This window comes from Pacificitalea manganoxidans (assembly GCF_002504165.1).
Lineage (GTDB): Bacteria > Pseudomonadota > Alphaproteobacteria > Rhodobacterales > Rhodobacteraceae > Pacificitalea > Pacificitalea manganoxidans.
Genome location: NZ_CP021404.1, coordinates 2,438,278 through 2,464,443, shown reverse-complemented (window position 1 = coordinate 2,464,443; position 26,166 = coordinate 2,438,278). Strand labels below are relative to the sequence as shown.

The window sequence follows — 26,166 nt, the reverse complement described above, 5'->3', positions numbered from 1 at the left end:
CCTTAGATGGGGCTCAGGTTTCCAGCGGCTCGGTGATCTTGGCCGGGGCTTCTTCCTCGGTCGGGATTTCATGGCCCGACAGGAAGATGGCAAGGTTCTCCAGCGTCGGGATGTGATCGGCGAACACCCGGACGGTGATGAGCACCGGCACCGCGATGAACATGCCGATCACCGACCATGCCCATCCCCAGAATGCCACGGCAAGGAACACCAGAACGGTGTTGAGTTTCAGGCTGCGGCCCACGGCGAAGGGTGTGACGAACTGGCCCTCGATGGTGGTCAGGGACAGATAGACCCCGGCGGCGAACAACGCCTGTCCGACATAATCGAAACTGACGATACCGATTGCGGCGCAGACGATAACCCCCATGATCGCGCCCAAAAACGGGATGTAGTTCAGCACATAGGCCATCACCCCGAACAGCAGCGGATTGGGCATACCCAGCCACCACAGCGACAGGCCCACGGCGACGCCCAGCCCAGCGTTGATGATCGAGATGGTAAGGAAATACCGGCTCAGTTTGCGCTCGATATCGAAGGCGATCTTGATCGCGCGCCGCTTGTCGCGGAAGGTCGGGCTGGCCTGCACGATCTTTTCGTAGAACATGTCGCCCGACGCGGTGAGAAAGAACAAAAGCACCAGTGTGAACATGGCCTGCGCGGCAATTGCCGGGGCCATCATGACGATGCGGGTCAGCATGTTGGGCTGATCGACGACGACGCGTTCCGATGGCTCCGCTTCGGCCTGGCCCGGATCGATCGAGCCATCGCCATCGCTGTCCACCGCTTCGCCTCCGCCTGCGGCAGTGCCATCGGGGGCGGTGGGCGCGGTGTCCCCCCCACCCGAGGCCATCTTCTCGACTTCCTCGCTAGCCTCCGCGACCTTCTCCAATGCGTTGGAGATGCCGCGCAACTTGCGCTCGACATCCGTGATGATCGCTTGTCCGTTCTGGGCGTAGCTTTGCACTGGGCCGGACAGGGCGTAGATCATCCCGGCCCAGATCACGATCAGCATCGTGACCACCGCAGCGGCTGTCAGCACCGGCGGCACGCCGCGCCGCTGTGCCCAGCGGCGCACGGGCGAGAAGGTGAGCGACAGCAGAAAGGCCAGCAACACCGGCATCAGGAACGCCCGCGCGAACACGATGGCGGAGCCGACGGCCAGCAGCGACAGGATCAGCACCGGCCAACTGGCTTTATCACGCGGACGGCGGACGGGGGCGGCGGCACCGGGTTCAGGCGCAGGATGGTCTGACATGGGGTGTGTGATCTGCTTGTATGGGGTGTATTAGCGCGTTGCCTGCGAACCTAGCGCAGGCTTTGCCTTCGACGAGGCGCAGATCGACCGCCCGCACAAATTTCACCCCACCCGAGGCCCGCGCCGCCGGGCTAGCTTGCCCGCGCAGGTCGCTGCGCGGGCAGGGCGATCACTCGCCGTAGGGCACCCAGATATTCTTGATCTGCGTGGCGCGGTGCAGGAACGCTTTCTTCTGTCCCGGCGCCCCGGCCCAGTCGCGCGCGCCGTCGATCTCGACCCATGTGTGTTTGAGGTTGCCGGCGCTGTCGCGCTCCACCTCCACGCAGCCCGCCTCGCTGCCGAAATACCAGATGCCCTGCACATCGTCATGTTGCGCCAGCACGCGGGCCAGTTCATCGCGTGGGCCGGTGACGATGTTAAACACGCCTGCGGGCATGTCGGATGTGTCCAGCACCTGATACAGATCGGTCGCCGCAAGCGGATGGGTCTGCGACGGCACCGCCACCACCCGGTTGCCCATCGATAGGGCGGGCAGCGCCAGCGACAGCAGGCCCAGCAGCGGATGCGCCGAGGGGCAGGCGATGCCGATCACACCCAGCGGCTCGTGCATCGCCAGCGTGACGTGGTTGCCCTTGGTCTGATGCACCGCGCCATCCATCTTATCGGCATGGGCGGCATACCAGAAACAGCGGCGGATCGCGGTGGCGACCTCCTCGCGGGCAGCGTCGCGCCCGGCACCGAAGCTGCGCAGACGCTCGGTGAATTCCGCCTCGCGCGCGGCGAGGTTCTCGGCCAGATAATAGAGCACCTGCGCGCGGTTGTGACCGGTCGCGCGTCCCCACGCCCCGGCGCTGGCGGCGGCTTCGACCGCGTTGCGGATGTCCTTGCGATTGCCAAGACCGGCCAGCCCGACCGGGCCCTTGGCCCCGGCGACGGCATAGGAATAGCCGCTGTCGGCGCGAGCCTGCTTGCCGCCCATATAAAGCTTCGCGGTGCGGTCGATTTCCGGCCCGGCGGCGGTGCTGGCCTGTGGCAGCGGATCGGGCGCGGGCAGGTCGGGGGCGGGTTTCTTTGCGCGGGGCGTGCCGTGGGCGAGATAGGCCATCATCCCCTCGCGCCCGCCCTCGCGGCCAAAGCCGCTCTCGCGGTAGCCGCCAAACCCTGCGCCCGCGTCAAACACATTGGTGCAGTTGATCCAGACCACCCCGGCCTTTACCTGCGCGGCAAGATCGAGGCACAGGTTCACATTCTCCGACCAGATCGACGCGGCCAGCCCGTAGCGGGTGTTGTTGGCCAACGCCACCGCATCGGCAGGGGTGCGGAATGGCGTCAGCGTGGCGACGGGGCCAAAGATTTCTTCGGTCGAAAGGGTGGAGGCAGGCGCGACCCCGGTGGCCAGCGTCGGCGGGTAGAAACAGCCCTCCGGCGCGGTGCCCTGATGCAGCACCGCGCCCTCGGCCTTGCCCTGTGCCATCAGCCCGCGAATGCGCTCCAGTTGGACGGGATGCACGATCGCGCCGATATCGGTGCATTTGTCGAGCGGGTCGCCCACGCGCAGCGTTTTCATCCGCGCCTTGAGCAGCGCCTCGAACCGCTCGGCCACCGCCTCGGCCACCAGAATCCGCGCGCCAGCACAGCAGACCTGACCCTGATTGAACCAGATTGCGTCCACGACGCCCTCGACCGCCGCGTCCAGATCGGCATCGGCGCAGACGATGAAGGGGGACTTGCCGCCCAATTCCAGCGTCAGCCGCTTGCCCGACCCGGCGGTGAGACGGCGGATCTCGCGGCCCACCTCGGTCGAGCCGGTGAAGGCCACCTTGTCGATCCCGTCATGGCCGACGATCGCCGCACCGGTGCGCCCGTCGCCGGTGACGATGTTGAGCACACCGTCGGGCAGGCCCACCTCCGCCGCGATCTGTGCCAGAGCCAGCGCGGTAAGCGGCGTATATTCGGCAGGCTTCAGCACCACGGTATTGCCCGCAGCAAGCGCAGGCGCGATTTTCCATGCCAGCATCAGCAGCGGGAAGTTCCACGGGATCACCTGACCGCAGACGCCGACCGCGCGGGTCTTCGGGAATTCGTCCTCCATCAGTTCCGCCCAGCCGGCGTGATGATAGAGATGCCGCACCACCAGCGGCACGTCGATATCGCGGCTTTCGCGGATGGGCTTGCCATTGTCGAGGCTTTCGATCACCGCCAGAAGCCGGGCATGCTGCTGCACATGGCGTGCCAGCGCATAGAGGTATTTCGCTCGGCCATGCCCGCCAAGCGCCTCCCATTTCGGTTGCGCCTTGCGCGCGGCCTTCACCGCCGCATCGACATCCGCCGCGCTGCCCTGGCTCACCCGGGCGAGATTGGCGCCGGTCGCAGGCTCGGTCACCGCGAACAGGTCGGCGGGGTCGGTGAAACGGCCATTGATGAAATGACCGAACCCATCGGCATGGCGGGCCAGCCACGCATCGGCGATGTCGCGGGCTTCGGGGGCGGGGCCATAATCCATGGTTTCCAGAATATCCGTGATCGTGGTCATGACAGGCTCCTTAGGCAAGCGCGTGGCGCGAAGACGCGGCATAGCGTCCGGTCACATGGTGGTCGAGCTGTCGCTCGATATCGCCCAGCATCGACGACGCGCCAAAGCGGAACAGATCGGGGTTGACCCAATCGCGGCCCAGTTCTTCGCGCATCAGGATCTGCCAGGTCAGCGCATCCTTGGCGGATTTGATGCCGCCTGCGGGCTTGAACCCCACGCGATGGCCCGTGGCCGCGCCATAATCGCGCAACGCCCGCACCATGACGAGGCTGACGGGCAGGGTAGCGTTGACGCCTTCCTTGCCGGTGGAGGTCTTGATGAAATCCGCGCCCGCCTGCATCGCCACCATCGACGCCGCGTGGACGTTGCGCAGGGTCTGTAGATCGCCGGTGGCGAGGATCGCCTTCAGATGCGCTGCGCCGCAGGCCTCGCGCATGGCCGCGACCTCATCGTAGAGCGCATGCCAGTCGTGCTTCAGAACGTGTTCGCGGGTGATGACGATATCGATCTCATCGGCGCCCTGATCGACCGCCCAGCGAATTTCCTCCAGCCGCAGGTGAAGCGGCATCAGCCCGGCAGGGAAACCTGTGGCGACGGAGGCCACCGGAATGCCCGAGCCGTCAAGCGCGCGCACCGCATGCGGCACCATTGTGGGATAGACACAGACCGCGCCGGTGGTCAGGCGCCTATCGCCAAGCCCCAGCCCCGCGACGATATGCGGGGCCAGCGGGTGGCGCGCCTTGGCGCAAAGCCGCGCGACCCGGCCCGCCGTGTCATCGCCTGCAAGTGTCGTCAGATCGATCAGCCGCACCGCGTTTACCAGCCATGCCGCCTGATGCTGTTTCTTCAGCGACCGGCGTGTGCCCAGCGTCGCCGCGCGCCGTTCGGTGGCGGAGCGATTGACGGCGTGGCCTTCGAACATCGCCGGGTCAAGCGCGATGCCGGGATTGCGGGCATGGCTGTCCATTGTGGCGATCTGGGTGGCATGGGGCGCGGCGTCTGCGGCGGTCTGGCTCTGGTCGCTCATGGCTTGCATCCTTCGTGACGGCGCCACGGTGACGGGCGGTGGCAGAAGCCTTGGCGCGTCACGCGGCTGCTCCTTTTGGCCTAGCGTATTCCCCGGGGTCCGTCACTGAAGATGTCACGGCACAGGTCGCGATGGCGCGTGTCTGCGCCGATCGCGGGCCTCGTTTTGCGATATGCAAACGCCGTAACCCGGCTTTGCACTGCCGTTGGGGTCACTTTCGCAAAAATGCAAATACCACGCCGCTGCCACAATCATGCCCGGCTTCGGCCTGAGTGGATGGTTAATCCCTATTTACCAGCATTTCGCCGGCCATGTGAAAGGGAGCTTACCCGTGAAAACCCGCCATTTCCCCCGCCTCTCCGTCACACTTGTCGGATTCGCGCTTGCAGCATTCGTCGCGGCCGTCCTCATCGTTTCGCTTCCCTTGCGCAACTACGTCGGAAGCTACGAGCGCGAAGTGCAGTCCGAAGTGGCATTGCGGGCGGGCAACGCGCTGCGGCTGACGATGTCACGGGCGATCGAAAGGGAATGGGACAGTCTCAACGCCCTGACCCAACAGATCGAGATGGATAACCCCGCCGGGGCACGATCCTTTGCCGATGCTGTGGTCCGGGCCAGTAGCGCCGTCGAATGGGTGGGTGTCGCCACGCCGGATGGGCGCGTCGTGGCAGGCTCGCGCCGCGCCCGCGAAAGCGAGGATGTGGGCATGCAGGCGTGGTTCTATGACGGCATCAAACGCGGCACGCTGGCCAGCTACCATGACCGCCGCGCCACGGCGTCGAGCGAAGCCACGGGCCTGCTGAACCTGTCCGCTCCGGTGATCGACCGGTTCGGTGTGACCCGCGGTGTGGTCGCCTATTCGCTGCGCCTGAGCTGGATGGAGAATTACCTGCGCGAAGCCGCCGAGCAACTCGACGTTGATTTCGCGGTGATCGATGAGACGGGCGACCGCGTCATCGAAGTGTCCGAACGGGTCGCGGCGCGGCTGCCCGATGCAGTGGGCGGTCTGGCGAAATTCGGCTCCGACATCACCCGCTACGTGCCCGCCGAGAACGGCAGCGATGACTATGTGATGGCGGTGTTCCCCTCGCTTCTGACCGGCAGCAATATCCCCCATTTCGCTTGGGATCTGGTGGTGAAGGTTCCGGCCATGACCCAGAATGCCGGGTTGTCGGAACTGATGGGCAATATTCGCTGGGCGATTGCGGGGCTGTTTTTCATGATGGCGATCTGCGCGATCCTCTATGCCCGGCACTACATCCTGCCGATCGAGCGGCTGACCCGCGACGCCGAAGACATCGCCGCCGGGCGGCTGGTCTACCCGACCGACAGCTCGTCCTCCCGCGAAAGCGCGCATCTGTCCTCGGCGCTGTCGGTGATCCAGTCCCGGATGCAGGGGTTCCGGATGTTCGAAGCCGGGGAATGAGCCACCCGCGCAACAGCGCCGATCAAATTGAATGCCGCGGCGGGTCCAATATGGCCCGCCGCGGTTTTGCCATGCACGGTAAATGCAGTGGAACCGCGCGGCAGATGTTCTGAACTGCGGGTCCGCGCGCCAGAGCAGGATATCATAATGAGCAGCAAATGCCGTATCGCCGCCATAGCGGCTGTTTTCCCTTCCGAGGTCTTTTTCGCACGGGTAACGATGCGGGGCAGGCGTGTCGCACAGATCGCGGCCTTGACGACGTTGACGACGCTTGCCGCGCCTGCTGCCCACGCAGATGGCGAGTTTCTGCAATATGATCGCGGCCCCAGCGACCATACGCTTGTCGCCAGCATCGGGCGCGGCCCGATCAGCGGCGGTCTGACATTTTCGGATTATGACGGCGGGGCTGAAACGACGCTGAGCCTGACCCACGCCGTGCCGCTGGATTACGGCATCACAGGCCGTGTCGGCGCGACGTTGCATTTCGACGATGGCGAGGCCGATCCAGGCCTCAAGATCGCCGCCGAGCAGTATCTGGCGCAGGACTGGGGCGGGCTGTTCTGGCTGGCCGAGATCGACAGCTACCGCGCTGGCTACTTTGCGCTGATGCAGGCGTTTCCGCAGGGGATGCCGATCAATCTGGAACTGACCGCGTCGGGTCACAATGACGGCTACCACGAAACCTCTGTGGCGACCGGGTTTCAGATCAATGACGGGCCGGTGCGGCTGCGCACCGGGGTCCGGCTTCAGGCGCAGGAGGCCTTTGTCGGGGTGTCACTGAACACGTTCTAAGGTGTTTTTCGTAATCCATCCGCAGCGCGTCCCGGCGGGCAACCCGTTCGCGCGCCATGCTTTTTAACCCGTCAGGCCAAATTTTGCGCAAACCCGTTGGAACCCTCCAGCGGCGGAATCCTGTTGTTCCATCAAATTAACGGCACACGCGAGGTTCTGCTCAATGTCTTATATACGTTTTGGCTTGATGATCCTGACATCCACGGTGGTGATGTTCGGGTTGATGTATATCAACACCTACGCGTGGGAACATCTCTTCTTCTCCGAAACGCGCAGCTACATGGCGCTGCTGATGGGCGCGGTGATGGCCGTCATCATGCTGGCGTTCATGCTGGGGATGTATACCAACAAGAAACTGAACATCGCCATTTTCGCGGGGGCGATCATCGTGTTCGGTCTGTCGCTGTGGCTGGTGCGCAGTCAGGTGACCGTGGGCGGTGTCAGCTACATGCGCGCGATGATCCCGCACCATTCGATCGCGATCATGACGTCCGAGCGGGCCGGGATCGAAGATGCCCGTGCGCGCAAGCTGGCCGATGAAATCATCGCCGCCCAGCGGAAGGAAATCGCGGAGATGCGCTATATGATCGCCGATATCGAGCGCGGCAATGTCGCGGCGGAGACCTACGAAGATCCGCCCGCCAGCGAAGGCAGCATCGAGGACGCGCTGTCCAACACGCTGATTTCCACGATGGACCTTGCGCCGATGCCAGCGGAGGAAGCCGGCCCGGTGGCACAGGGCGAAAGCTGCCGTTTCAACCGCAGCCCCGAAGACGACCCGGTCCTGTGGGCCAGCGCCGATGGCAGCGACGCGATGATCAAGATGAACGGTGTTCTGGTGTCGATGGACGGGCAAAGCGCGAGCGGCGGCGAGGCCGAATTCAGCACCGAAGGCGCAGTGGCGCGGGTGCGTCCCTTGGGTGACGACGCCGATTGGCGCGCGAATGCCGAACTGGTCTTCACCCTCGATGCGGGGCTGACCGTGGGCTATCGCGGCTTCTACAACTGCGACGCGTAAGCGTGATAATCACGGGCCGGGGCGATGCAGCGCCCGGCCCGTTTGCCGATCAGCCCGCCGCCGCTTGGCGCAGCTGAGCTAGCAGGTCGGGCAAGGCCGCGAGATCGGACAGGGCGTGATCGCGGGGCACCTGATCCAACGGCCCTTTGCGATAGCCTTCTGTAAACAGCACAAATGGAACCTCTGCGCGCCGGGCGGTTTCCGCATCGGTTTCGCTATCCCCCACATATATCCGCAGGCCATCACCCCCGAGCGCCGCGAAAGCCGCGTGCAGCATTGCCGGGTCTGGTTTGCGGGTGGGCAGGCTGTCCCCCGCGATCACGGTGACAAACAGGCGCTCCATATCCAAATGCCGCAGCACGGCGCGTGTCGGCGCCAGTGGCTTATTGGTGCAAACGGCCATTGCCGCCCCCGCCGCGCGCAGATCTTCCAGCATGCGGATCGCGCCGGGATAGGGCTCGGTCAGTGTTACGGCGTCGTCGTAGCGGGCCAGAAATTCGGCCATCACCGCGTCATGGTCCGCGATGGGCAGTTCGCGCTGCCGGCACATGCGCGCCACGAAGGTGGGCACGCCTTCGCCCATGAAATCGCGGGTCCGCTCCAGCGTCAGCGGCGCTGCATTCCAGAGGTCCAGCACTGCATTCGCGACGCTGCGCACGTCAGGGGCGCTGTCGATCAATGTCCCGTCGAGGTCAAAGACCACGCGCAGCGGCGCGGGCCGACGGGGGGCGGCGGTCTGGTCGGACGGGGGGCGGGTCATGGCGGCTCCGGACGCGGGGGCGGGATACCCTGCTCCTACGCGGGCGAGCGATGCGGGGCAATGCGACCCGCCGCGTACCACGCATCACGCCCCAAGGATCAACTGGTGGAGCCGCAGCTTTCCCAGCAAAGTTGCGGCGCGAACCGCATACGCACGATCTGCCGCGTCTCGATATCCCCGGCCGTCAGGCCGAAATTGAACGCAGGCGTATAATACATCTGCGTGTCGACGATGATGATGCGGTCGCCCTCGTCAATGCGGGGCACGCGCTCTTCATGCGTGGTGTTGAGCGCAAAGTCATTGGTCGTCAGGGCCTTATAGCCATTTCCGTGGGAAAATACGACCTCGAGCTTGCGCTTGGTCAGGTCTTCGCAGTCCTTGGTGCAGGCAACCTGTGTCACCCGCAGATCGGCACCGCCGGACAGGTTCGACATGTATTCGATGACGGATTGCAGCCCGTCGAGATCGTCTTGCGTGATCGGCACGCTTTGGCGCGACAGCGTATCGGCGATAAGCGCGGTGGCGTCGGTCAGCACGGTGCGGATTTTGAACGCATCGGTGTAGACGTAGAAGCCGCACAGCGCCCAGATCAGCAGCGGGAACACCAACAGCAGTTCCAGCGACTGGCTGCTGCCGGTTTCCTCGCGGGCGAAGCGCCGCAGCCGGGTCAGGGGGATCAGACGGGGTAGGCGCATCACGACACCGGCTCCGAGACAAAGCCTGAAAACACCACGAGCCCGTATTCCTCTTCGGAGTTCTTAGGCAGGCGATGGCCCAGACCGCTGCCGGGGAAAATCGGTTTGAACAGGCGGCAGACGCGGATCAGCATCAGGTCGTTCTGCTGGCCGGGCTGGTAATTCTGGGTCGGCTCGCTGTCGCTTTCCTCGCGGTCGACACAGGCAACCGTGCGGGTCGCGTCGGCCCAGTCGGCCAGAGGCAGGGCGCGCATCTCGATACGGATGGAGTCCACGCAATCCTGCTGGAACAGCGCGCGGTCGCAAATCTGCTGCTTCAGTTCGTCATATGTGGGGGGCGTTTTGGTGCTGATCTGGATGTCGCGGGCGACCAGATCGGTCGCGCGGTGCAAAAACAGGTGCCGCACGTTCAGCAGCCCCAGTTCGAACCCCATCATGAAAACATACAGCAGCAGCGGCAGAAGGATGACGAATTCGACTGTAACTGCACCGTCCTGCGCCTGCCCGAAGCGGCGCATGTGATGCGGCAGCAGACGCGCGACCATCCGGGCGCCAAGCCGCAAGGGAGCACGAAGCGCGCGCGTCATTGGGTGAGCCTCAACATGCTGATGGAGCTGGCGATCATGTCAAAGGCGTCATCGATCTTCAGCCCTTCGACAGGGAAGTAATGGGTTTCGTTCCATGCGCAGTCACGCAGCAGGTCGGCATAGGTCTCCGGCGCCTCGAACCCGATGGTGTAGACGACGATGCCCTTGGCCTTTGCCGCAGAACACGCAGCGGACATGCGGCTGTTCTTGGTCGATGCGTCGATGGTGTAGAACGGCGTGTAGGGCCAGTCAGACAGGCCGTAGCGGCGGCCCTGTGGCGTGCGCAGGTTGTAGTGGTGCCAGTAGTAGGACATTTCCGCCCAGACCTGCGGCCATGTCATATGGATCTCGCTCAGCCCGAATTTGTCACCTGCGGTGGTGGCGTCCCAGAAATGGTCGCCGGTGCCATTCAGGTAATAGCTGCCCTTTTTTTCCGTGACGGTCGCAAAGAAGTAGGGTTCGTTCTTTTTCTTGTCGTCATCGAGATCCTCGCCCGAGCCTTCGGGGTCATGGACGGTATAAAGGCCGTTGCCGCTATACATCGCACGCCAGACATCCGATGCGCCGGAGGCAAAGTCGGATTTTAGCCGATATTCCGGGAAATTCTCACCGTCGGTCATCACCACCAGCACCTTCATGCTGTTGGAGGCGTCATAGGGCAGGGGACGGCCGCGGAAGGCCTCGTCGACCTTGCCCGCGTCGATCAGGTTCGACACCGGCGTCTGCGCGGATTCGTCCAACAGGGCCGTGCCCCATTTGATCCCGATATCGATCGAGGTGCTGCCCTCCGCCGTGAGCTTGCTAATCTGCGCAGTCAGGTCGTCGACGGATTGCGACACGGCGGTGATCTCGAAGCCATCGTCGATGCGGCAGTGCCACTGCCCTGCCAGCGGGTCGCTGGCGTTGACAAGCTGGAAGAGAAAATGCCCGTTGCGGTTCAATTTGGTGCCGGTGGAGATCCCGGCAGATTTGAAATCGTCCGTCTCGAACTCGATGCAGTTCGAATAGCTGTGTTCGTCACTTGTCGTGTAGCTCGACAGCAGTGCTGCGCCCGCGTTTACCTGCGAGGCATAAGGAACAAGGTTGATCGAAACACGCCCCGGTTCGCTTTGTTCAAGGATCTTGGTGACAAAGGATGTCGCCGCACGCTGAAGCTCCTGCAGTTTGGTCGTGCCTTCCTCGGTATTGGCGCTGTCCTGCGCCATCGAGCCCGAGACGTCGAGCACGAGCGAGATTTCAATGTCATCCACACGCTCGGTCGCGACGGATGCCACGGTGACGGGCAGTTCTTCGTAGCCCCAGATCCGCAGGAAGTAGGTCGACAGATCCGCCTTCACACTGCCATCGACGGTGCGGCCCACTAGCATGGGGCCGGTCTTTTCATCCTCGGCGGCGACCACCGGTTCCAGATGGCCAAAGCCAGCCGCGTCAAACCAGCTGTCCACGACCTCTTTCGGGGTCATGGTCTGGCTCAGGCTGGCGGCGGCCAGAACGGCATTGTCGATGGTGTGCTGAAGTTCGGTGCGGACCCGTTCATAGCGGGCAACGTCAATGGCGATGCCGCCAATCAAGATCATCCCGATCAACAGGAAGAGCGAAAACACCATCGCGGCGCCGGTCTCTTCGCGGAGAAATGATCGTGCCGTTTTCATCACGGGGGGACTCGCACCAAGGGTTTCTATCCCCCAGTGGTGCCGGGTCCATTGGCCGGGAGCGTGACCGCTTCGGCATTTCTTTGGGTCAGGATTGTGGCGTTATCGCCTTGTTTACCACCGCTTGAACCGCCAGCTCCGAAAGGGCGGCGCGAAAGCCAGTGCGGCGTAAAGGTTAACGCTCTGTTAATGTAGGGCTTTCGCCCTTATGGCGCGGCGCGCGGGGCGCGTTCCGCCCCAGCGTGCGTGCCCGCCTGCCCCCGGATTATTTGGCCGGGGGCAGGGGATGGGGTGCACGGGATCAGCGGCGCGGGGGCTCGCCGCCGCCATCCTTGCGGTAGCTGTGCTTGGGGCCTGCGGGTTTGCCGCCGGGTTTTCCTTTCGGCCCGCCGGGCTTGCCGAATTTGGCCGGAGCGCCCGGCTTGCCGGGGCGGCTCATCCGCTGCGAGGGATCGGCTGCGTTGGCGCGCGCCGGCTTGTCGCCGAACTTGCCCGCCGGTTTGCCGCCGGGCTTGCCCTCGCCGCGGCTGTCGGGACGGCCATCGGGTTTGCCGAATTTGCCACCCGGTTTGCCGCCGAATTTCCCGCCCGGCTTGCCGCCGAACTTGCCTTCGGGCTTGCCGCCGACCTTGCGCTCGCCGCGGCCTTCGCTGCGGCCCTCAAAGCCGTCGCGTTTACGGTCGTCGCGGTCGCGGGGCTTGCCTGCGCCGTATTTCGGAGCAGGGCGGCTGTCGGACACGGCGGGGCGCGGCGCATCGCCGGCCTTATGGCGCGGTTTGCGCGGGGAGGGGCTGTCGGGGCTCCAGTCGCTTGTCGCGGTGGGGGCATCCGATGCGGGGGTGGGCGCAGGGGCACGGTCATCGCTTCCGCGATCCTCGCGCGGCCAAGTGCGCGGCTTGCGGGTGTCGTCGCGGCGCGGGCCGCGGTCCTGCCCACGGTGTCCGCCACGGTCGTCACGGCCCCGATCATCCCGCCCGCGCGGCGGCTCGCGCCGCTGCGGACCCAGATCCGGCGTGCCTTCGACCCGGCGCAGGGTGATGCCGTTTTCCAGTTCGCCGCCGTCGCCAATGGCCGCGATCACACCGGCAAGGCTCGGCTCCGCCAGTTCGACAAAGGTTTCGCTGTCCTGCACCCGGATCGCGCCGATGGCATCCTTGCTGACATTGCCCGCGCGGCAGATCAGCGGCAGCAGCCAGCGGGCCTCGGCACGGTCATTGCGCCCGACCGAGAGGGAGACCCAAGCGCTCGGCCCAAACGGCGCACGCTCGCGCGGGGCGGGGCGGGTTTCGGGATCGCTCAGTTCTTCCGGCGCGGACTGCCGCGCCCGGTAAAGCCGCAGATAGGCGGCGGCGATGGTTTCGGCGCTGTGCAGGTCCAGCAACTTGGTCGCGAAATCGCGCTGCTCCTGCGTCGTTTCTTCCTGCCAGACGGGATCGGCCAGCAGACGCTCCTCATCGCGGCGCAGGATCTCGTCCGCGTCGGGGGCGGTGGTCCATTCGGCGGTGATCTTGGCGAATTTCAGCAGGCGCTCGGCCTTCTTGGCGGACCGCGGCGGCACGATCAGCGCGGAGATGCCCTTGCGCCCCGCACGGCCTGTCCGGCCCGACCGGTGCAGCAGCGTTTCCGAGTTTGACGGCAGGTCGGCGTGGATCACCAGCTCGAGGTTGGGCAGGTCGATGCCGCGGGCAGCGACATCGGTCGCCACACAGACCCGCGCCCGGCCGTCGCGCATTGCCTGCAGGGCATGGCTGCGCTCGGTCTGGCTCAATTCACCCGACAGACACACGACCGAAAAGCCGCGATTGGAGAACCGCGCCATCAGCCGGTTCACGGCGGCGCGGGTGTTGGCGAATACGATGGCGTTCTGAGCCTCGTGGTAGCGCAGCACGTTGATGATGGCGTTTTCCGCATCGGACTGCGCCACGCGCAGCGCCTGATAGGTGATGTCGGCATGTTGGGACGTGCCCGACAGCGTGGTGACGCGCACGGCGTCGCGCTGATACTGCTTGGCCAGCGTCGCGATCATTGGCGGCACGGTGGCCGAGAACATCAGCGTACGCCGGTCTTCGGGGGCTTCGCCCAGCATGAATTCCAGATCTTCGCGGAAGCCGAGATCCAGCATTTCATCGGCTTCATCGAGCACGATGGCGCGCAGGTCGCTCATGTCCAGCGAGCCACGGGTTATGTGGTCGCGCAGGCGGCCCGGCGTGCCTACGACGATATGCGCGCCGCGTTCCAGTGCGCGGCGTTCCTCGCGCGCATCCATCCCGCCAACGCAGGAGGTCACCCGCGCGCCGGTTTTGGCATAAAGCCAGCTGAGTTCGCGCATAACCTGAAAGGCCAGTTCGCGGGTCGGCGCAATCACCAGCGCCAGCGGCGCGGCGGCGCGGCCCATCTGGTCACTGTCGCCCAGCAAGGTCTTGGCAATAGCAAGGCCGAAGCCCACGGTCTTGCCCGAGCCGGTCTGCGCTGACACGAGCAGGTCGGCGTCTTGCAGTTCTGGCGCGGTCACGGCCTCCTGCACGGCAGTCAAATCGGTGTAGCCTCGCTCCGCGAGAGCGTCGGATAGGGTAGAAATCATGGTAAGGTCATCCGTCAGGGTCGGCGCAGCGCGCCTTGGGCTACGGCACTGATCCCCCTGGACGCTGACCGCAGAAAGCGTGATCCCATAAGCCGTCCCGCGCCATTTGTATACGGCAATTTCGTCATGGCTGCTGCCCACGCGCGGGTTCCGTTACGCGTTTTCAGGGGGGAACGCACCTGCGCGCCCCATGCGGCGCCGCTAGCCGGTTGACGTCGCGCCATGAATTCCCGGTGGGCGCAGGTGACCGGGCGTCTCTAAACCGAGCTAATCACTGCCGGTGCATTTTTTGCACCGCATCGGTGAAAAGCTAGCACTTGTTGCACAGCTCGGATTGGGAGGAAGTTGCAGGCAATGCCATCACAAGCCGACAACAACAGGGACCGCCATCATGACAACCGAGATTTCCCGTCGACATTTTCTAAAAGGCACCGGGGGCGTGCTGGGCGCCGCTGCGCTGCCGTTCCTGCGTGTGCTACCTGCCGCTGCTGCCGGGAGTGACGTCATGGTCGTCGCCACCGGGCAGACGATCAACAGCCTCGATCTACACCGCACCGGCACCAACCGGGCATCCTATCAGGTGTCGGTGAACTGTTACGACCGGCTTGTGGGCTTTGGCACCAAAACCACCGAGGATGGCGGCCTGTCCTACGACTATTCCGAGATCGTGCCCGAACTGGCCGAAAGCTGGGAAGTGTCGGAGGACGGCATGGTCCTGACCTTCAAGTTGAAATCCGATGCGACCTTCTGGGATGGGCGCAAAGTGACCGCGCAGGACGTGAAATGGTCCTTTGACCGTTCCGTCATGGTTGGCGGCTTCCCCACCGTCCAGATGAAGGCAGGCGGGCTGGAGCGCCCCGATCAGTTCGAAGCCGTGGACGAAGAGACTTTCGTGGTGAAACTCGACCGCCCGTCGAAGCTGTCGCTGCCGGATCTGGCCGTGCCGGTGCCGTTCATCATCAATTCCGAACTGGCACTGGAAAACGCCACCGACGCCGATCCGTGGGCGATGGAATACCTGCACACCACGCCCGCAGGCTCCGGCGCCTATAAGGTGGCGACATGGCAGCCCGGTCAGCAACTGGTCTATGAACGCAATGACGCTTGGGTCGGTGGCCCGTTGCCCGCCTATCAGCGCGTCGTCGTCCGCGAAGTGCCGAGCCCCGCGACCCGGCGCGCGCTGATCGAGCGTGGCGATATCCAGATGTCATTCGATATCCCCGACAAGGACGCCGCCGAACTGGACGCCAAGGAAGGTGTCACCGTCTATTCGACCCCGATCGAGAACTGCATCCACTGCCTGTGCCCGAACACCAATTTCGAGCCGTTTCAGGACGCGGATGTGCGCAAGGCGCTGGCCTATGCGATCCCCTATGAGCAGATCTTTCAGGCTGCCGCCTATGGCCGTGGCGCGCCGATGTGGGGTGGCGACAGCGCCATCGATGACACCGCATGGCCGCGCAAATCGCCCTACATGACGGACCTCACCAAAGCGCGCGAGCACATGGAGAAGTCCGGCTATGCCGAAGGTTTCGAGGTGCCGCTGTCGATCAGCCTTGATCTGTCGGACTGGATGGAGCCTACCGCGCTACTGCTGCAGGAAGCCTTCAATACCATCGGCATCCGCACCCAGATCGAAAAGATCCCCGGCGCCAATTGGCGCACCGCCGCGCTGGTCGAGAAACGCCTGCCGCTGCATCTGGAGAACTTCGGCGGCTGGCTGAACACGCCGGATTACTACTTCTACTGGGCCTATAAGGAAGGTCACCTGTTCAACTCCTCCAACTACGCCAACCCGGAGATGGAGAAGCTGGTGGATGACACCCTGCATATCCCGATGGACGATCCGGCCTACGCTCCTGCGGTCAAGCGCATGTTTGAACTGGCGTTCGAAGATCTGCCCCGCATCCCGCTGTGGCAGCCCGCGCTTAGCGTCGCGATGAACGGGGCCGAGGGCTATGAATTCTGGTTCCACCGTCAGCTTGACGTGCGGCCGCTGGCACCGGTCACCGCCTGATGGCTTACGGACGTGGCGGCCCAATTCTGCGCCGCATCGCACAGGCAATCCCGGTCGTGACCGGGGTTGTCCTTATCTCCTTCGCGCTGACCCGCGCGCTGCCGGGCGACCCGGCAGCCTATTTCGCGGGGCTGATGGCCGACGAGGACTCGATCGCGCAGGTCCGGGCCGAACTGGGGCTGGATGAGCCGCTGATGATGCAGCTGCTCTACTATGTGCGCGATCTGTTGCAGGGTGATCTGGGCATGTCTCTGACCACGGGGCAGCCCGTCGTGTCGGATCTTGCCAGCCGCTTGCCGGCCTCGCTCGAATTGACCTTGTTCGCGCTGCTTCTGTCGACGCTGGTGGCGCTGCCGCTGGGCGTGGTCGCGGCGGTGCGGCAGGGCAGCTGGATCGACCATCTGTGCCGGGTGCTGGTCACGGCGGGCGTGTCGATGCCGACCTTCTTCACGGGTATCTTGCTGGTCTATGTCTTCTACTACCTGTTGGGGGTGGCGCCTTCGCCGCTCGGCCGGTTGGATTTCCTCTATATCCCGCCGCCGCATGTCACGGGGTTCTACCTGATCGACGCGCCGCTGGCGGGCGAGTGGGGCACCTTCATGGGCGCGCTAAAACAGCTGATCCTGCCGGGTGTGACGCTGGCGCTGTTCACGCTGGCGCCGATTGCGCGGATGACCCGTGCGGCCATGCTGTCGGCCCTGTCGGCTGATTTCATCCGCACGGCCCGCGCCGCCGGGCTGAGCAAGCGCCGGGTTCTGTTCGGCTATGCGCTGCGCAATGCCCTGCTGCCGGTGGTAACGACGCTGGGCATGGTGTTTTCCTTTGTGCTTGGCGCGAATGTGCTGGTCGAGAAGGTCTTTGCCTGGCCCGGGATCGGCTCCTACGCCGTGGAGGCGCTGGTGGTGTCGGATTACGCCGCCGTGCAGGGGTTCGTGCTGGTGATGGCGCTGCTGTTCGTGGCGCTGAACCTGATCATCGACCTGATCTATGCCGTGATTGATCCGCGGATCGGAGTGAACTGATGTCAGATGCCGCCAATACCGCCAGCCCGCGTGCCGGAGCCTTTGGGCATCTGGGGCATGTGCTGCGCGAGAATCCGGTGACAGTCGTAGCTTTTGGCTTGTTCCTGCTGATCGTCGGCTGCGCCATTTTCGGGCCCGCGCTGGTGCCCTATGACCCGCTTGCCTCGAATGCCGAGCAGGTTCTGAAACCGCCCTCATGGGCACATTGGTTCGGCACCGACGCGCTGGGCCGGGACGTGTTCAGCCGGGTGATCGTGGCAACACGGCTCGATCTGACGATTTCGGTCGCGGCCGTGGCCATCAGCTTTGTCATCGGATCGGTTCTGGGCGGGGTCGCCGGTTACTGGGGCGGTCTTATCGATGCGGTGCTGAACCGGCTTCTGGACACGATCATGGCGTTTCCGCTGTTCGTGCTGGCGATGGGGATCGTCGCCGCGCTGGGCAATACGATCGAGAATATCATCTACGCGACCGCAGTCATCAACGTGCCGTTCTATGCGCGGCTGGTCCGGGCCGAGGTCAATATCCGCCGCAATTCCGGCTTTGCACAGGCGGCACGGCTGGCGGGCAATTCGGACCTGCGGGTTCTGGCCTTCCACCTGTTTCCCAACGCGCTGCCTGCGATGATGGTGCAGGTGTCGCTGAACCTTGGCTGGGCGATCCTGAACGCGGCGGGGCTGTCGTTTATCGGGCTGGGCGTGCGCCCGCCCACGCCCGAATGGGGCATCATGGTGGCCGAGGGTGCCAATTACATCGTCTCTGGCGAGTGGTGGCTGGCGCTGTTTCCGGGGCTGTGGCTGATGCTGGCGGTCTTTACCTTCAATCTGCTGGGCGACGGTATGCGCGACCTGGTCGATCCGCGCAAAAGGAGCTGAGCCATGCTGTCGATCAAGGATCTTTCGGTGGCGTTCCGCAACCGCCACGGTGAAGTGCCTGCGGTGCGTGGGGTCAGCTTCGACGTCGGTGCGGGCGAAACGCTCGGCATCGTGGGCGAAAGCGGGTCGGGCAAGTCCGTCACCTCCTACGCGCTGATGCGCATTCTGGATGCGGGCGGACGCATCGCCGCGGGGTCGGTGACCTATTGCGGGCAGGATCTGGCACAGGCGAGCGAGCGCGACATGCGCAGCATCCGTGGCCGCGAAGTGTCGATGATCTTTCAGAACCCGCGCGCGGCGCTGAACCCGATCCGCAAGGTCGGGCATCAGATCGAGGATGTCCTGCTGCGCCACGGTCAGGCCACCCGCTCCACCGCGCGGGCCAAGGCGATCGCGGCGCTGGAGGCGGTGCTGATCCAGAACGCCGCCGCGCGTTATGACGCCTATCCGTTCGAATTGTCGGGCGGCATGTGCCAGCGTGTCGTGATCGCCATCGCGCTGGCCTGTGAGCCGAACCTGCTGATCGCGGATGAGCCGACGACCGGGCTCGACATCACCACCCAAAAGGCGGTGATGGACCTGATGCGCGATCTGATCCGCGCTCGTGGCATGAGTTCGATCCTCATCACCCATGACCTTGGGCTTGCCTCCGAATATTGCGACCGGATCGTCGTGATGAAGGACGGGCAGTTGGTGGAGCAGGGCGCGCCGCAGGATCTGTTCGTTCACCCCAAGCACCCTTATACCCAGCGGCTGGTCGATGCGACGCCGCGTCTGGGCGCCACGATCCGCTCGTTGCTGCCGGTCGAAGCACGGCGCCCCGAGCCCGAGCATAAGGTCCATCCCCGTGCGTTGTTGGAGGCGGTCGATCTGACCCGCACCTTCGCCAGCAAAAGCGGTCCGGTCCGGGCGGTCAAAGGCATTTCGTTCCAGATCCGCGAGGGGCAGAGCGTCGGACTGGTCGGCGAAAGCGGCTCTGGCAAATCCACGACTGCGGAAATGCTGGTGCGCCTGTCCGATCCGACCAGCGGCCACATCCTGTTCGAAGGACAGGACATTGCGGCGACCCCGGCGGCCCGGTTTTCGCGCACGGCGCGGCGGCGGGATATCCAGATGGTGTTTCAGGACGCAACCGATGCGCTTAACCCGCGCCACACCGCTGCCACGGCAATTGCGGAGCCCCTGCGCCGCATCGACGGGCTGAGCGGACGCGCGCTGCGCATCCGGGTGGAGGAACTGGCCGAACTGACCGGCCTGCCGCTGCCCTTGCTGAACCGCCTGCCGCATCAGCTTTCAGGTGGGCAGAAAGCGCGGGTGGGAATTGCCCGCGCCATCGCGCTGGAGCCGAAGCTTCTGATCCTCGATGAGCCGACTGCCGCACTCGACGTGTCGATTCAGGCGCTTGTGCTGAACCTGCTGGTCGATCTGCGCGCGCGGCTGGGGATGAGCTACCTGTTTGTCAGCCATGACCTGAATGTCGTGCGGCTGCTCTGTGACGAAGTGCTGGTGATGAAAAGCGGCGAGATCATCGAGCGCGGCCCCGCCGCGCAGGTGATGGCCAACCCCCAGCATCCCTATACACGCTCGCTCGTCGCCGCTGCCCCGCAGCCGCCCGAGACCCCGGTGGCGGCCTGACCGCGGACCGCCACCGCCACCCGCCTCTTGTGATCCAAGACGCCGCAGCCTGAATAAACGGAGACCCCGACGTGCTGTCCAATATCCCCTTTACCCTGTCTTCCCTCCGGGCTGCCTACGCCGCGGGCACGACTCCCGCCGAGATCGTCGAGGAAGTCTATGCCCGCATTGCTGCCGTCAATGACCCGGCGCTGTTTCTGCATCTGCGCGCCAAGGAGGACGTGCTGGCCGAAGCGCAGGCCCTGACCCCTGATGCAACCGATCCGCTGTGGGGTACCCCCTTTGCGATCAAGGACAACATCGACGCAGCCGGTATGCCCACGACCGCGGCCTGCCCCGCCTATGCCTATACGCCGACGGAGGATGCGCATGTGGTGGCGCGGCTGCGGGCTGCGGGTGGGTTGCTGATCGGCAAGACCAATTTGGATCAGTTCGCCACCGGGCTAGTCGGGGTGCGCAGCCCCTATGGCGCGCCCCGCAACGCGGTCGATCCGGATATCGTGCCCGGCGGCTCGTCGGGTGGGTCTGGTGTGGCCGTCGGGCATGGGCTGGTGAGTTTTTCGCTGGGCACCGATACCGCTGGCTCGGGCCGGGTGCCCGCGGCGCTCAACAATATCGTGGGGTTGAAGCCGACGCTGGGCAGTTTGTCGGCGCGCGGCGTGGTCCCGGCCTGCCGGACGCTTGATACCATCTCGATCTTTGCGCTGACGGTGGATGACGCCTATGACGCGTTTTCGGTCGCGGCAGGCTATGACGCCGCCGATGCATACAGCCGCCGCTTTCCGGTGCGGCCCGCACAGCCGACCCCCTCGGCGCTGCGGATCGGGGTGCCCGATGCGGCCTCGCTGCGGTTCTTCGGAGATGCGGCGCAGGAGGCGATGTTTGCTGATGCCTGCGCCCGGCTCGAAGCCAATGGCGCGCAGATCGTGCCGATGGATTTTCAGCCGCTCTATGATGTGGCCGACATGCTTTACAATGGCGCGTGGGTGGCGGAGCGGCACACCGTCATCGCTGATTTGCTGAAAACCCAGCCCGACGCCGTGCATCCGGTGACGCGCAAGGTGATCGGTCTGGCCGAAACCCTCAGCGCCGATGACGCGTTCAACGGCATCTACCGCCTGCGCGAGCTGTCGCGCGTGGCCGAAATCGCGATGGAGGGGATCGACGCGCTCTGCGTGCCGACCATTCCCACGTTCTACAGCGTCGCGGATCTGGAGGCCGACCCGATCGGGCCGAACTCGAACCTCGGAACCTATACCAATTTCGTCAATCTGCTCGACATGTGCGGGATCGCCGTGCCGACCGCGCCGCGCGCCGATGGGCGGCCCGGCTCGGTCACGTTCCTTGCTCGCGCGGGGGAGGATGCCCTGACCGCCGCCCTGGCACGCGGGATGGAGCACGGTGTGCAACGGATGCTCGGCGGCACCTCTACCCCGCTGCCCGCCCCGCAGGAGCCCGCGCCGCAACTGGCCGCGGACGAGATCGCCGTCGTGGTCTGCGGCGCGCATATGTCGGGCTTGCCGTTGAACGGGGAGCTTGCGAACCGGGGCGGGCACCTGCTGCGCCGCACCCGAACCGCGCCCGCTTACAAGTTTCACGCTCTGGCGGGTGGTCCGCCCGCGCGGCCCGGCCTGCTGCGGGTCGGTGCCGCGAACGGTGCCGCAATCGAGGTGGAAGAATGGGCGCTGCCCCGTGCCGCGATGGGTGATTTCATGGCCGGCATTCCCGCCCCGCTATGCATCGGCACTGTCGAGCTTGAGGATGGCAGCCGCAGCGCGGGGTTCTTGGTGGAGCCCGCCGGGCTGGAGGGCGCGCGCGACATCACCGCGCTGGGAGGCTGGCGTGCGTTCCTCGCCGAAAGCGCCCGCACGCGTGAACCTGACATGGCCTGATCGCGCCGCCGCCGCCGATGCCGATCCCCGGTATAGGGCGGCGGCTCATTCGTTTCTGCCTTGAACCTAGGCACTTGCCGGGCATCGCCACCGCTGTGGCCGTGCCCGGCCTGCTCGCCTGCCTGAAAGGATTGCACCCGGCTCATGGACCGGCTTATCTGCGCGCATCACCCCCGCACCCCCCATCCCCGACCCGGAGACAAAGGGACCGACATGCGCCATTTGCTGACCTTTCGCTATATCGAGGCGGTGATGCGGGCGGGTTCCATCCGCAGCGCGGCGGATATGCTCAACATCACCGCATCGGCGCTCAACCGCCGCATCCAGCGGTTTGAGGATGAGTTCGGATACGAGATATTTGAGCGCCTGCCGCGCGGTGTGCGGCTGAACCCGGCGGGCGAGTTGCTGATGCAGCATTACCGCGAGCAGCGCTCGGACCTGAGCCGGGTGATGAGCCAAGTCGCGGACCTGTCGGGGGAGCGGCGCGGCCATATCTCGATCGCGTGTTCGCAGGCGATGGTGCCGTATTTTCTGCCTGAACAGATCGCGCTCTACCGGGCCGATCATCCCGGCGTGACCTTTACCGTCAATGTTCGGGACCGGGCGGCGGCGGAACGGGATCTGTATAATTTCGACTGCGATCTGGCGCTGGTGCTGGAGCCGGTGCACATGGTCGATTTCGAGATCCTGATGGCCGTCGAACAGCCGGTGCATGCCATCCTGCGGCGCGATCATCCGCTGGCCGCCGAGCCGGAATTGCGGCTGCGGCGGTGTCTGGACTATCCGTGCCTGATGCCTTCGGGGGCCTATGCGGTGCGCAGTATGATCGAGACCGCGCTGGCGCGGGGCTCGCGGGATCTGGACCCGGTCGTGACCTCCGACAGTTTTGACTTCATGCGCCACTATATCGAGTTCGAGGACGCGATTTCGTTTCAGATCCCGCTGGGCTTGCGGCTGCCCGAAGATGGGGCGCTGACCAGCCGTCCGATAGCCGCGCGTGACATGCCGCCCGGTGCGCTATTGCTGGGTCAGATGCGGGGCAGGGCGCTGCCGGTGGCACCATCGAAGTTTGCGCAGAGCCTCGCACAGGCCATGTTGGACCGTTATCCGCCTAAAATTTAAGCGGTGCATTTTTTGCACCACTCTTGGGATTTTATAGCACAAGACAGTCCCGGTCGCTCTGCCTAGGGTCGCCTCAGTTTTCGCGGGCCGCTGCCGGACCGCACCACCTGAGAGGATCTGTCATGACGTCGCGCCCGCTTCTGACCCGCCGCCGCTTCCTGAATACCACCGCCGCCACCATCGGTGCCGCAGCCGCTCTGCCGGTGCTGTCGGGTCGCGCGCACGCCGCCGAAGAGATCACCGTCGGCTTCATCTATGTCGGGCCGCGCGATGACTATGGCTACAACCAATCCCATGCCGAAGGCGCCGCTGCCGTAAAGGCGATGGCTGGGGTCACGGTGATCGAAGAAGAGAACGTGCCCGAGTCGGTCGATGTTCAGAACACTATGCAGTCGATGATCAATTTCGACGGCGCGCAGATGCTGTTCCCGACCTCGTTCGGCTATTTCAGCCCCCATATCCAAGAGGTCGCGCCCGACTACCCGGAGGTGCGGTTCGAGCATTGCGGTGGGCTGTGGAGCGAGGGTGACCCGGAAAACGCGGGGTCCTATTTCGGCTATATCGGTCTGGGCCAGTATCTGAACGGCATCACCGCCGGTCACGCGACCAAGACCAAGAAAATTGGCTTCGTCGCCGCCAAGCCGATCCCGCAGGTGCTCAACAACATCAACTCCTTCCTGCTGGGCGCGCGGGCCGTCGATCCCGAAATCACCTGTCAGGTGATTTTCACCGGCGAATGGTCGCTGGCGGTGAAAGAGGCCGAAGCCACCAATGCGCTGGCCGATCAGGGCTGCGATGTCATCACCTGCCATGTCGACGGGCCGAAAGTGGTGGTGGAAACCGCCGCCGCGCGCGACTGCTTCGTCTGCGGCTACCACGCCAATCAAAGCCCACTCGCCCCTGAGAAATACCTCACCGGCGCGGAATGGAACTGGCCGCAGGTCTATACCGACATGGTCGCCAAGCAGATGGCGGGCGAAAGCATAGACAACTTCGTGCGTGGCGGTCTGGCCGAAGGCTTCATCAAGATGTCGCCGCTGGGCCCCGCCGTGTCGGATGCCGCACGGGCGCAGTTCGAGGCGACCCATGCCGAAATGATGAAGGGCGGCTTCAGCGTCATCAAAGGCCCGCTGAAGGACAATCAGGGCAATGTCATCGCCGCCGAGGGCGAGGCGTTCCTTGAAAACGACATTGCGCTGGAATCGATGGATTACCTCGTCGAAGGCGTCATCGGCTCGACCAGCTGAACGGACCGCAATGACCTCTCTTACCACTGAAACGCGGGCGCGGGGCGGGCTGTGGCCTGGCCTTGCCCCGCGGATCGAAACCTTTGCGCTGCCGTTGCTGGCCTTGCTGGCGGGCAGCGCATTGTTTTCGGTCTTCCTGCTTCTGATCGGCAAGTCGCCGGTCGACTTCTTTGCGCTGGTCTGGCGCGCCGGGTTCAGCACGGCGTTTTCGTGGCAGAACACCCTGTCGCGGGTCGCGCCGCTACTGCTGGCGGCGCTGTGCGTCGCACTGCCCGCCCGGCTGGGGCTGGTGGTGATCGGCGGTGAGGGCGCGATTGTGCTGGGCGGTCTGGCAGGCGCTGTTGCCGGTGTCGCCTCCGCTGCGCTGCCCGCACCGATCGGATTTGCACTGATGGTCGGCGCGGCGATGATCGCGGGCGGGCTGTGGATCGGCCTTGCGGGCGCGCTGCGGATGAAGCGCGGGGTCAACGAAACGATCTCCTCACTGCTGCTGGCGTACATTGCCATTGCGCTGTTCAACCATTTCGTCGAGTCGGTGTTCCGCGATCCAGCGAGCCTCAACAAACCCTCCACCCATCCGCTGCCCGACGCGTTGCGCGTGGGCGATCTACCATTCCTTGCGACCCATTGGGGTATCGTGGCGGGCGTCATTGCCTGCATCGTCGCGTGGGTGCTGATCGAGCGGACGACCATTGGGTTCGCGGCGCGGATCGCCGGCGGCAATATCCGCGCCGCGCAGGTGCAGGGGCTGCCGGTCGACTGGCTGGTCATCGCCTTTACCGCGCTGGGGGGCGCGCTTGCCGGGCTTGCCGGGTTCTTCGAGGTGGCGGCGGTGCATGGCTCGGCCAATGCGTCGCTGATCTCGGGCGTTGGCTACACCGGCATCCTTGTGTCGTTTCTGGCGCGCCATAACCCTCTGGCGATCATCCCGGTGGCGATCCTGCTGGGCGGGTTCGAGGCATCGAGCGGTCTGATCCAGCGCCGTATGGACCTGCCGGATGCGACGATCCTCGTGTTTCAGGGCACGATCTTTGTGCTTGTGTTGATGGCTGAGGCGTGGAGCGGCCGTCTGTCCCATCTGCTTGGCGGAGGGCGCGCGCAATGACCGATCTGGGATTATGGGCGGTGCCCTTGGCGATCCTCGGCGGGGCGATCCGCGTCTCCACACCGTTCCTGTTTGTCAGTCTGGGCGAATGCCTGACCGAACGCTCAGGCCGGATCAATCTGGGGCTGGAAGGGACGCTCGTTTTTTCCGCAATGGCGGGCTACGCGGTGTCCTACCATGCGGGTGATCCGTTTGCCGGGGTCGCGGCGGCGGCGCTGGCGGGGTGCCTGTTCGGGCTGTTGCACGGGGCGCTGTGCGGGCTGCGCGGGGTCAATGACATCGCCGTCGGCATCGCGCTGATGCTGCTTGGGACCGGGCTCGCGTTCTTTTTCGGCAAGCCTTACATCCAGCCCTCCGCACCGCGGCTGCCTGCCATTCCGTTCGGCTTCTGGTCGGATGTGCCGCAGGTGCGCGCGGCGTTGCAGGTCAATGTGCTGTTTATCGCGGGCGGCATCCTTGCGCTGGTCATGGCGTGGATGTTCCGAAGCACCCGTGCGGGTCTGACCGTCCGGGTGGTAGGCGACAGCACCGACGCGGCGCGCGCGCTTGGCATTGCGCCCAACCGGGTGCGGCTATGGTCGACGGCGGCGGGCGGCGCGCTGGCGGGGATCGGCGGGGCGTATCTGTCGCTCTACTATCCCGGCAGCTGGAACGAGGGGATCTCGTCAGGGCAGGGTCTGATGGCCGTGGCGCTGGTGATTTTCGCGCGCTGGAACCCGATCAACTGTTTCTGGGCGTCGCTGCTGTTTGGCGGTGCGGGCGCGCTTGGCCCGGCGCTGCAATCGGTCGGCGTCAGCGAAGGCTATTACCTGTTCTACGCCGCGCCATATGTGCTGACGCTCGGCATTCTCATTCTCACCTCCTCGCCGGAACGTGGCTTAGACGGCGCGCCGGGCGAGTTGAGCATCACCAAATAGGAGTA

At 64.9% G+C, this 26,166-nt stretch carries 20 protein-coding genes; 12 read left to right on the top strand and 8 right to left on the bottom strand.

Features of this window, described 5'->3' with window-relative positions:
* Positions 1-13 precede the first annotated feature (13 nt).
* The 3 genes from CBW24_RS11135 to deoC form a co-directional block, all read right to left on the bottom strand.
* The gene (locus tag CBW24_RS11135) at positions 14-1,258 is read right to left on the bottom strand and encodes an AI-2E family transporter (RefSeq protein WP_232529754.1); all 1,245 of its coding nucleotides are present in this window, start codon (positions 1,256-1,258) and stop codon (positions 14-16) included.
* A 169-nt stretch (positions 1,259-1,427) separates the two neighbouring features.
* Positions 1,428-3,791, bottom strand: coding sequence for an aldehyde dehydrogenase family protein (locus CBW24_RS11130; RefSeq protein ID WP_097373622.1), 2,364 nt, complete (start codon positions 3,789-3,791; stop codon positions 1,428-1,430).
* Positions 3,792-3,801: 10 nt separating this feature from the next.
* On the bottom strand, positions 3,802-4,758 hold the full coding sequence (deoC, locus tag CBW24_RS11125) for a deoxyribose-phosphate aldolase (protein ID WP_097374217.1): 957 nt from the start codon (positions 4,756-4,758) through the stop codon (positions 3,802-3,804).
* 391 nt (positions 4,759-5,149) lie between these two features.
* Here deoC and CBW24_RS11120 point away from each other — a divergent pair, with 391 nt between their 5' ends.
* From CBW24_RS11120 to CBW24_RS11110, 3 genes are all read left to right on the top strand, one after another.
* Positions 5,150-6,244, top strand: a complete 1,095-nt coding sequence (locus CBW24_RS11120) for a cache domain-containing protein (RefSeq protein ID WP_097373621.1) — start codon at positions 5,150-5,152, stop codon at positions 6,242-6,244.
* A 147-nt stretch (positions 6,245-6,391) separates the two neighbouring features.
* Entirely contained in the window at positions 6,392-7,036 is a 645-nt protein-coding gene (locus CBW24_RS11115) for a hypothetical protein (RefSeq protein ID WP_097373620.1), read from the top strand.
* A gap of 163 nt (positions 7,037-7,199) precedes the next feature.
* Positions 7,200-8,054, top strand: a complete 855-nt coding sequence (locus CBW24_RS11110) for a DUF6692 family protein (RefSeq protein ID WP_097373619.1) — start codon at positions 7,200-7,202, stop codon at positions 8,052-8,054.
* A 49-nt stretch (positions 8,055-8,103) separates the two neighbouring features.
* On the opposite strand, the gene gph is transcribed toward CBW24_RS11110, so the two are convergent.
* The 5 genes from gph to CBW24_RS11085 form a co-directional block, all read right to left on the bottom strand.
* Positions 8,104-8,814, bottom strand: a complete 711-nt coding sequence (gph, locus tag CBW24_RS11105; protein WP_097373618.1) for a phosphoglycolate phosphatase — start codon at positions 8,812-8,814, stop codon at positions 8,104-8,106.
* 98 nt (positions 8,815-8,912) lie between these two features.
* Complete coding sequence (locus CBW24_RS11100) at positions 8,913-9,509, bottom strand: hypothetical protein (RefSeq protein ID WP_088661576.1); 597 nt, start codon at positions 9,507-9,509, stop codon at positions 8,913-8,915.
* Positions 9,509-10,096, bottom strand: a complete 588-nt coding sequence (locus tag CBW24_RS11095) for a TadE/TadG family type IV pilus assembly protein (RefSeq protein ID WP_232529752.1) — start codon at positions 10,094-10,096, stop codon at positions 9,509-9,511. Before CBW24_RS11095 ends, CBW24_RS11100 begins: the two co-directional genes overlap by 1 nt.
* Positions 10,093-11,748 carry a TadE/TadG family type IV pilus assembly protein gene (locus CBW24_RS11090; protein WP_088661577.1) on the bottom strand — a complete coding sequence of 552 codons (1,656 nt, stop codon included), beginning with the start codon at positions 11,746-11,748 and terminating at the stop codon, positions 10,093-10,095. Before CBW24_RS11090 ends, CBW24_RS11095 begins: the two co-directional genes overlap by 4 nt.
* 301 nt (positions 11,749-12,049) lie before the next feature.
* Positions 12,050-14,329, bottom strand: a complete 2,280-nt coding sequence (locus CBW24_RS11085) for a DEAD/DEAH box helicase (protein ID WP_097373617.1) — start codon at positions 14,327-14,329, stop codon at positions 12,050-12,052.
* Between the two features lie 391 nt (positions 14,330-14,720).
* On the opposite strand from CBW24_RS11085, the gene CBW24_RS11080 reads away from it, so the two are divergent.
* The 9 genes from CBW24_RS11080 (at position 14,721) to CBW24_RS11040 (ending at position 26,161) form a co-directional block, all read left to right on the top strand.
* Positions 14,721-16,346, top strand: coding sequence for an ABC transporter substrate-binding protein (locus CBW24_RS11080; RefSeq protein ID WP_097373616.1), 1,626 nt, complete (start codon positions 14,721-14,723; stop codon positions 16,344-16,346).
* Entirely contained in the window at positions 16,346-17,368 is a 1,023-nt protein-coding gene (locus CBW24_RS11075) for an ABC transporter permease (RefSeq protein WP_097373615.1), read from the top strand. The genes CBW24_RS11080 and CBW24_RS11075 overlap by 1 nt, the downstream gene beginning before the upstream one ends.
* A complete protein-coding gene (locus CBW24_RS11070; RefSeq protein WP_088661581.1) occupies positions 17,368-18,243 on the top strand; it encodes an ABC transporter permease in 876 nt (291 codons plus the stop codon). Before CBW24_RS11075 ends, CBW24_RS11070 begins: the two co-directional genes overlap by 1 nt.
* Before the next feature lie 3 nt (positions 18,244-18,246).
* Positions 18,247-19,878: a dipeptide ABC transporter ATP-binding protein gene (locus CBW24_RS11065; RefSeq protein ID WP_097373614.1), complete on the top strand. Its 1,632-nt coding sequence runs from the start codon at positions 18,247-18,249 to the stop codon at positions 19,876-19,878.
* 71 nt (positions 19,879-19,949) lie between these two features.
* Positions 19,950-21,770: an allophanate hydrolase gene (atzF, locus tag CBW24_RS11060; protein WP_097373613.1), complete on the top strand. Its 1,821-nt coding sequence runs from the start codon at positions 19,950-19,952 to the stop codon at positions 21,768-21,770.
* A gap of 213 nt (positions 21,771-21,983) precedes the next feature.
* Complete coding sequence (locus CBW24_RS11055) at positions 21,984-22,892, top strand: LysR family transcriptional regulator (RefSeq protein ID WP_097374215.1); 909 nt, start codon at positions 21,984-21,986, stop codon at positions 22,890-22,892.
* Between the two features lie 122 nt (positions 22,893-23,014).
* Positions 23,015-24,139, top strand: a complete 1,125-nt coding sequence (locus CBW24_RS11050; protein ID WP_088661584.1) for a BMP family ABC transporter substrate-binding protein — start codon at positions 23,015-23,017, stop codon at positions 24,137-24,139.
* Positions 24,140-24,149: 10 nt separating this feature from the next.
* Positions 24,150-25,244, top strand: coding sequence for an ABC transporter permease (locus tag CBW24_RS11045; protein ID WP_097373612.1), 1,095 nt, complete (start codon positions 24,150-24,152; stop codon positions 25,242-25,244).
* Positions 25,241-26,161: an ABC transporter permease gene (locus CBW24_RS11040; protein WP_088661586.1), complete on the top strand. Its 921-nt coding sequence runs from the start codon at positions 25,241-25,243 to the stop codon at positions 26,159-26,161. Before CBW24_RS11045 ends, CBW24_RS11040 begins: the two co-directional genes overlap by 4 nt.
* Positions 26,162-26,166 lie beyond the last annotated feature (5 nt).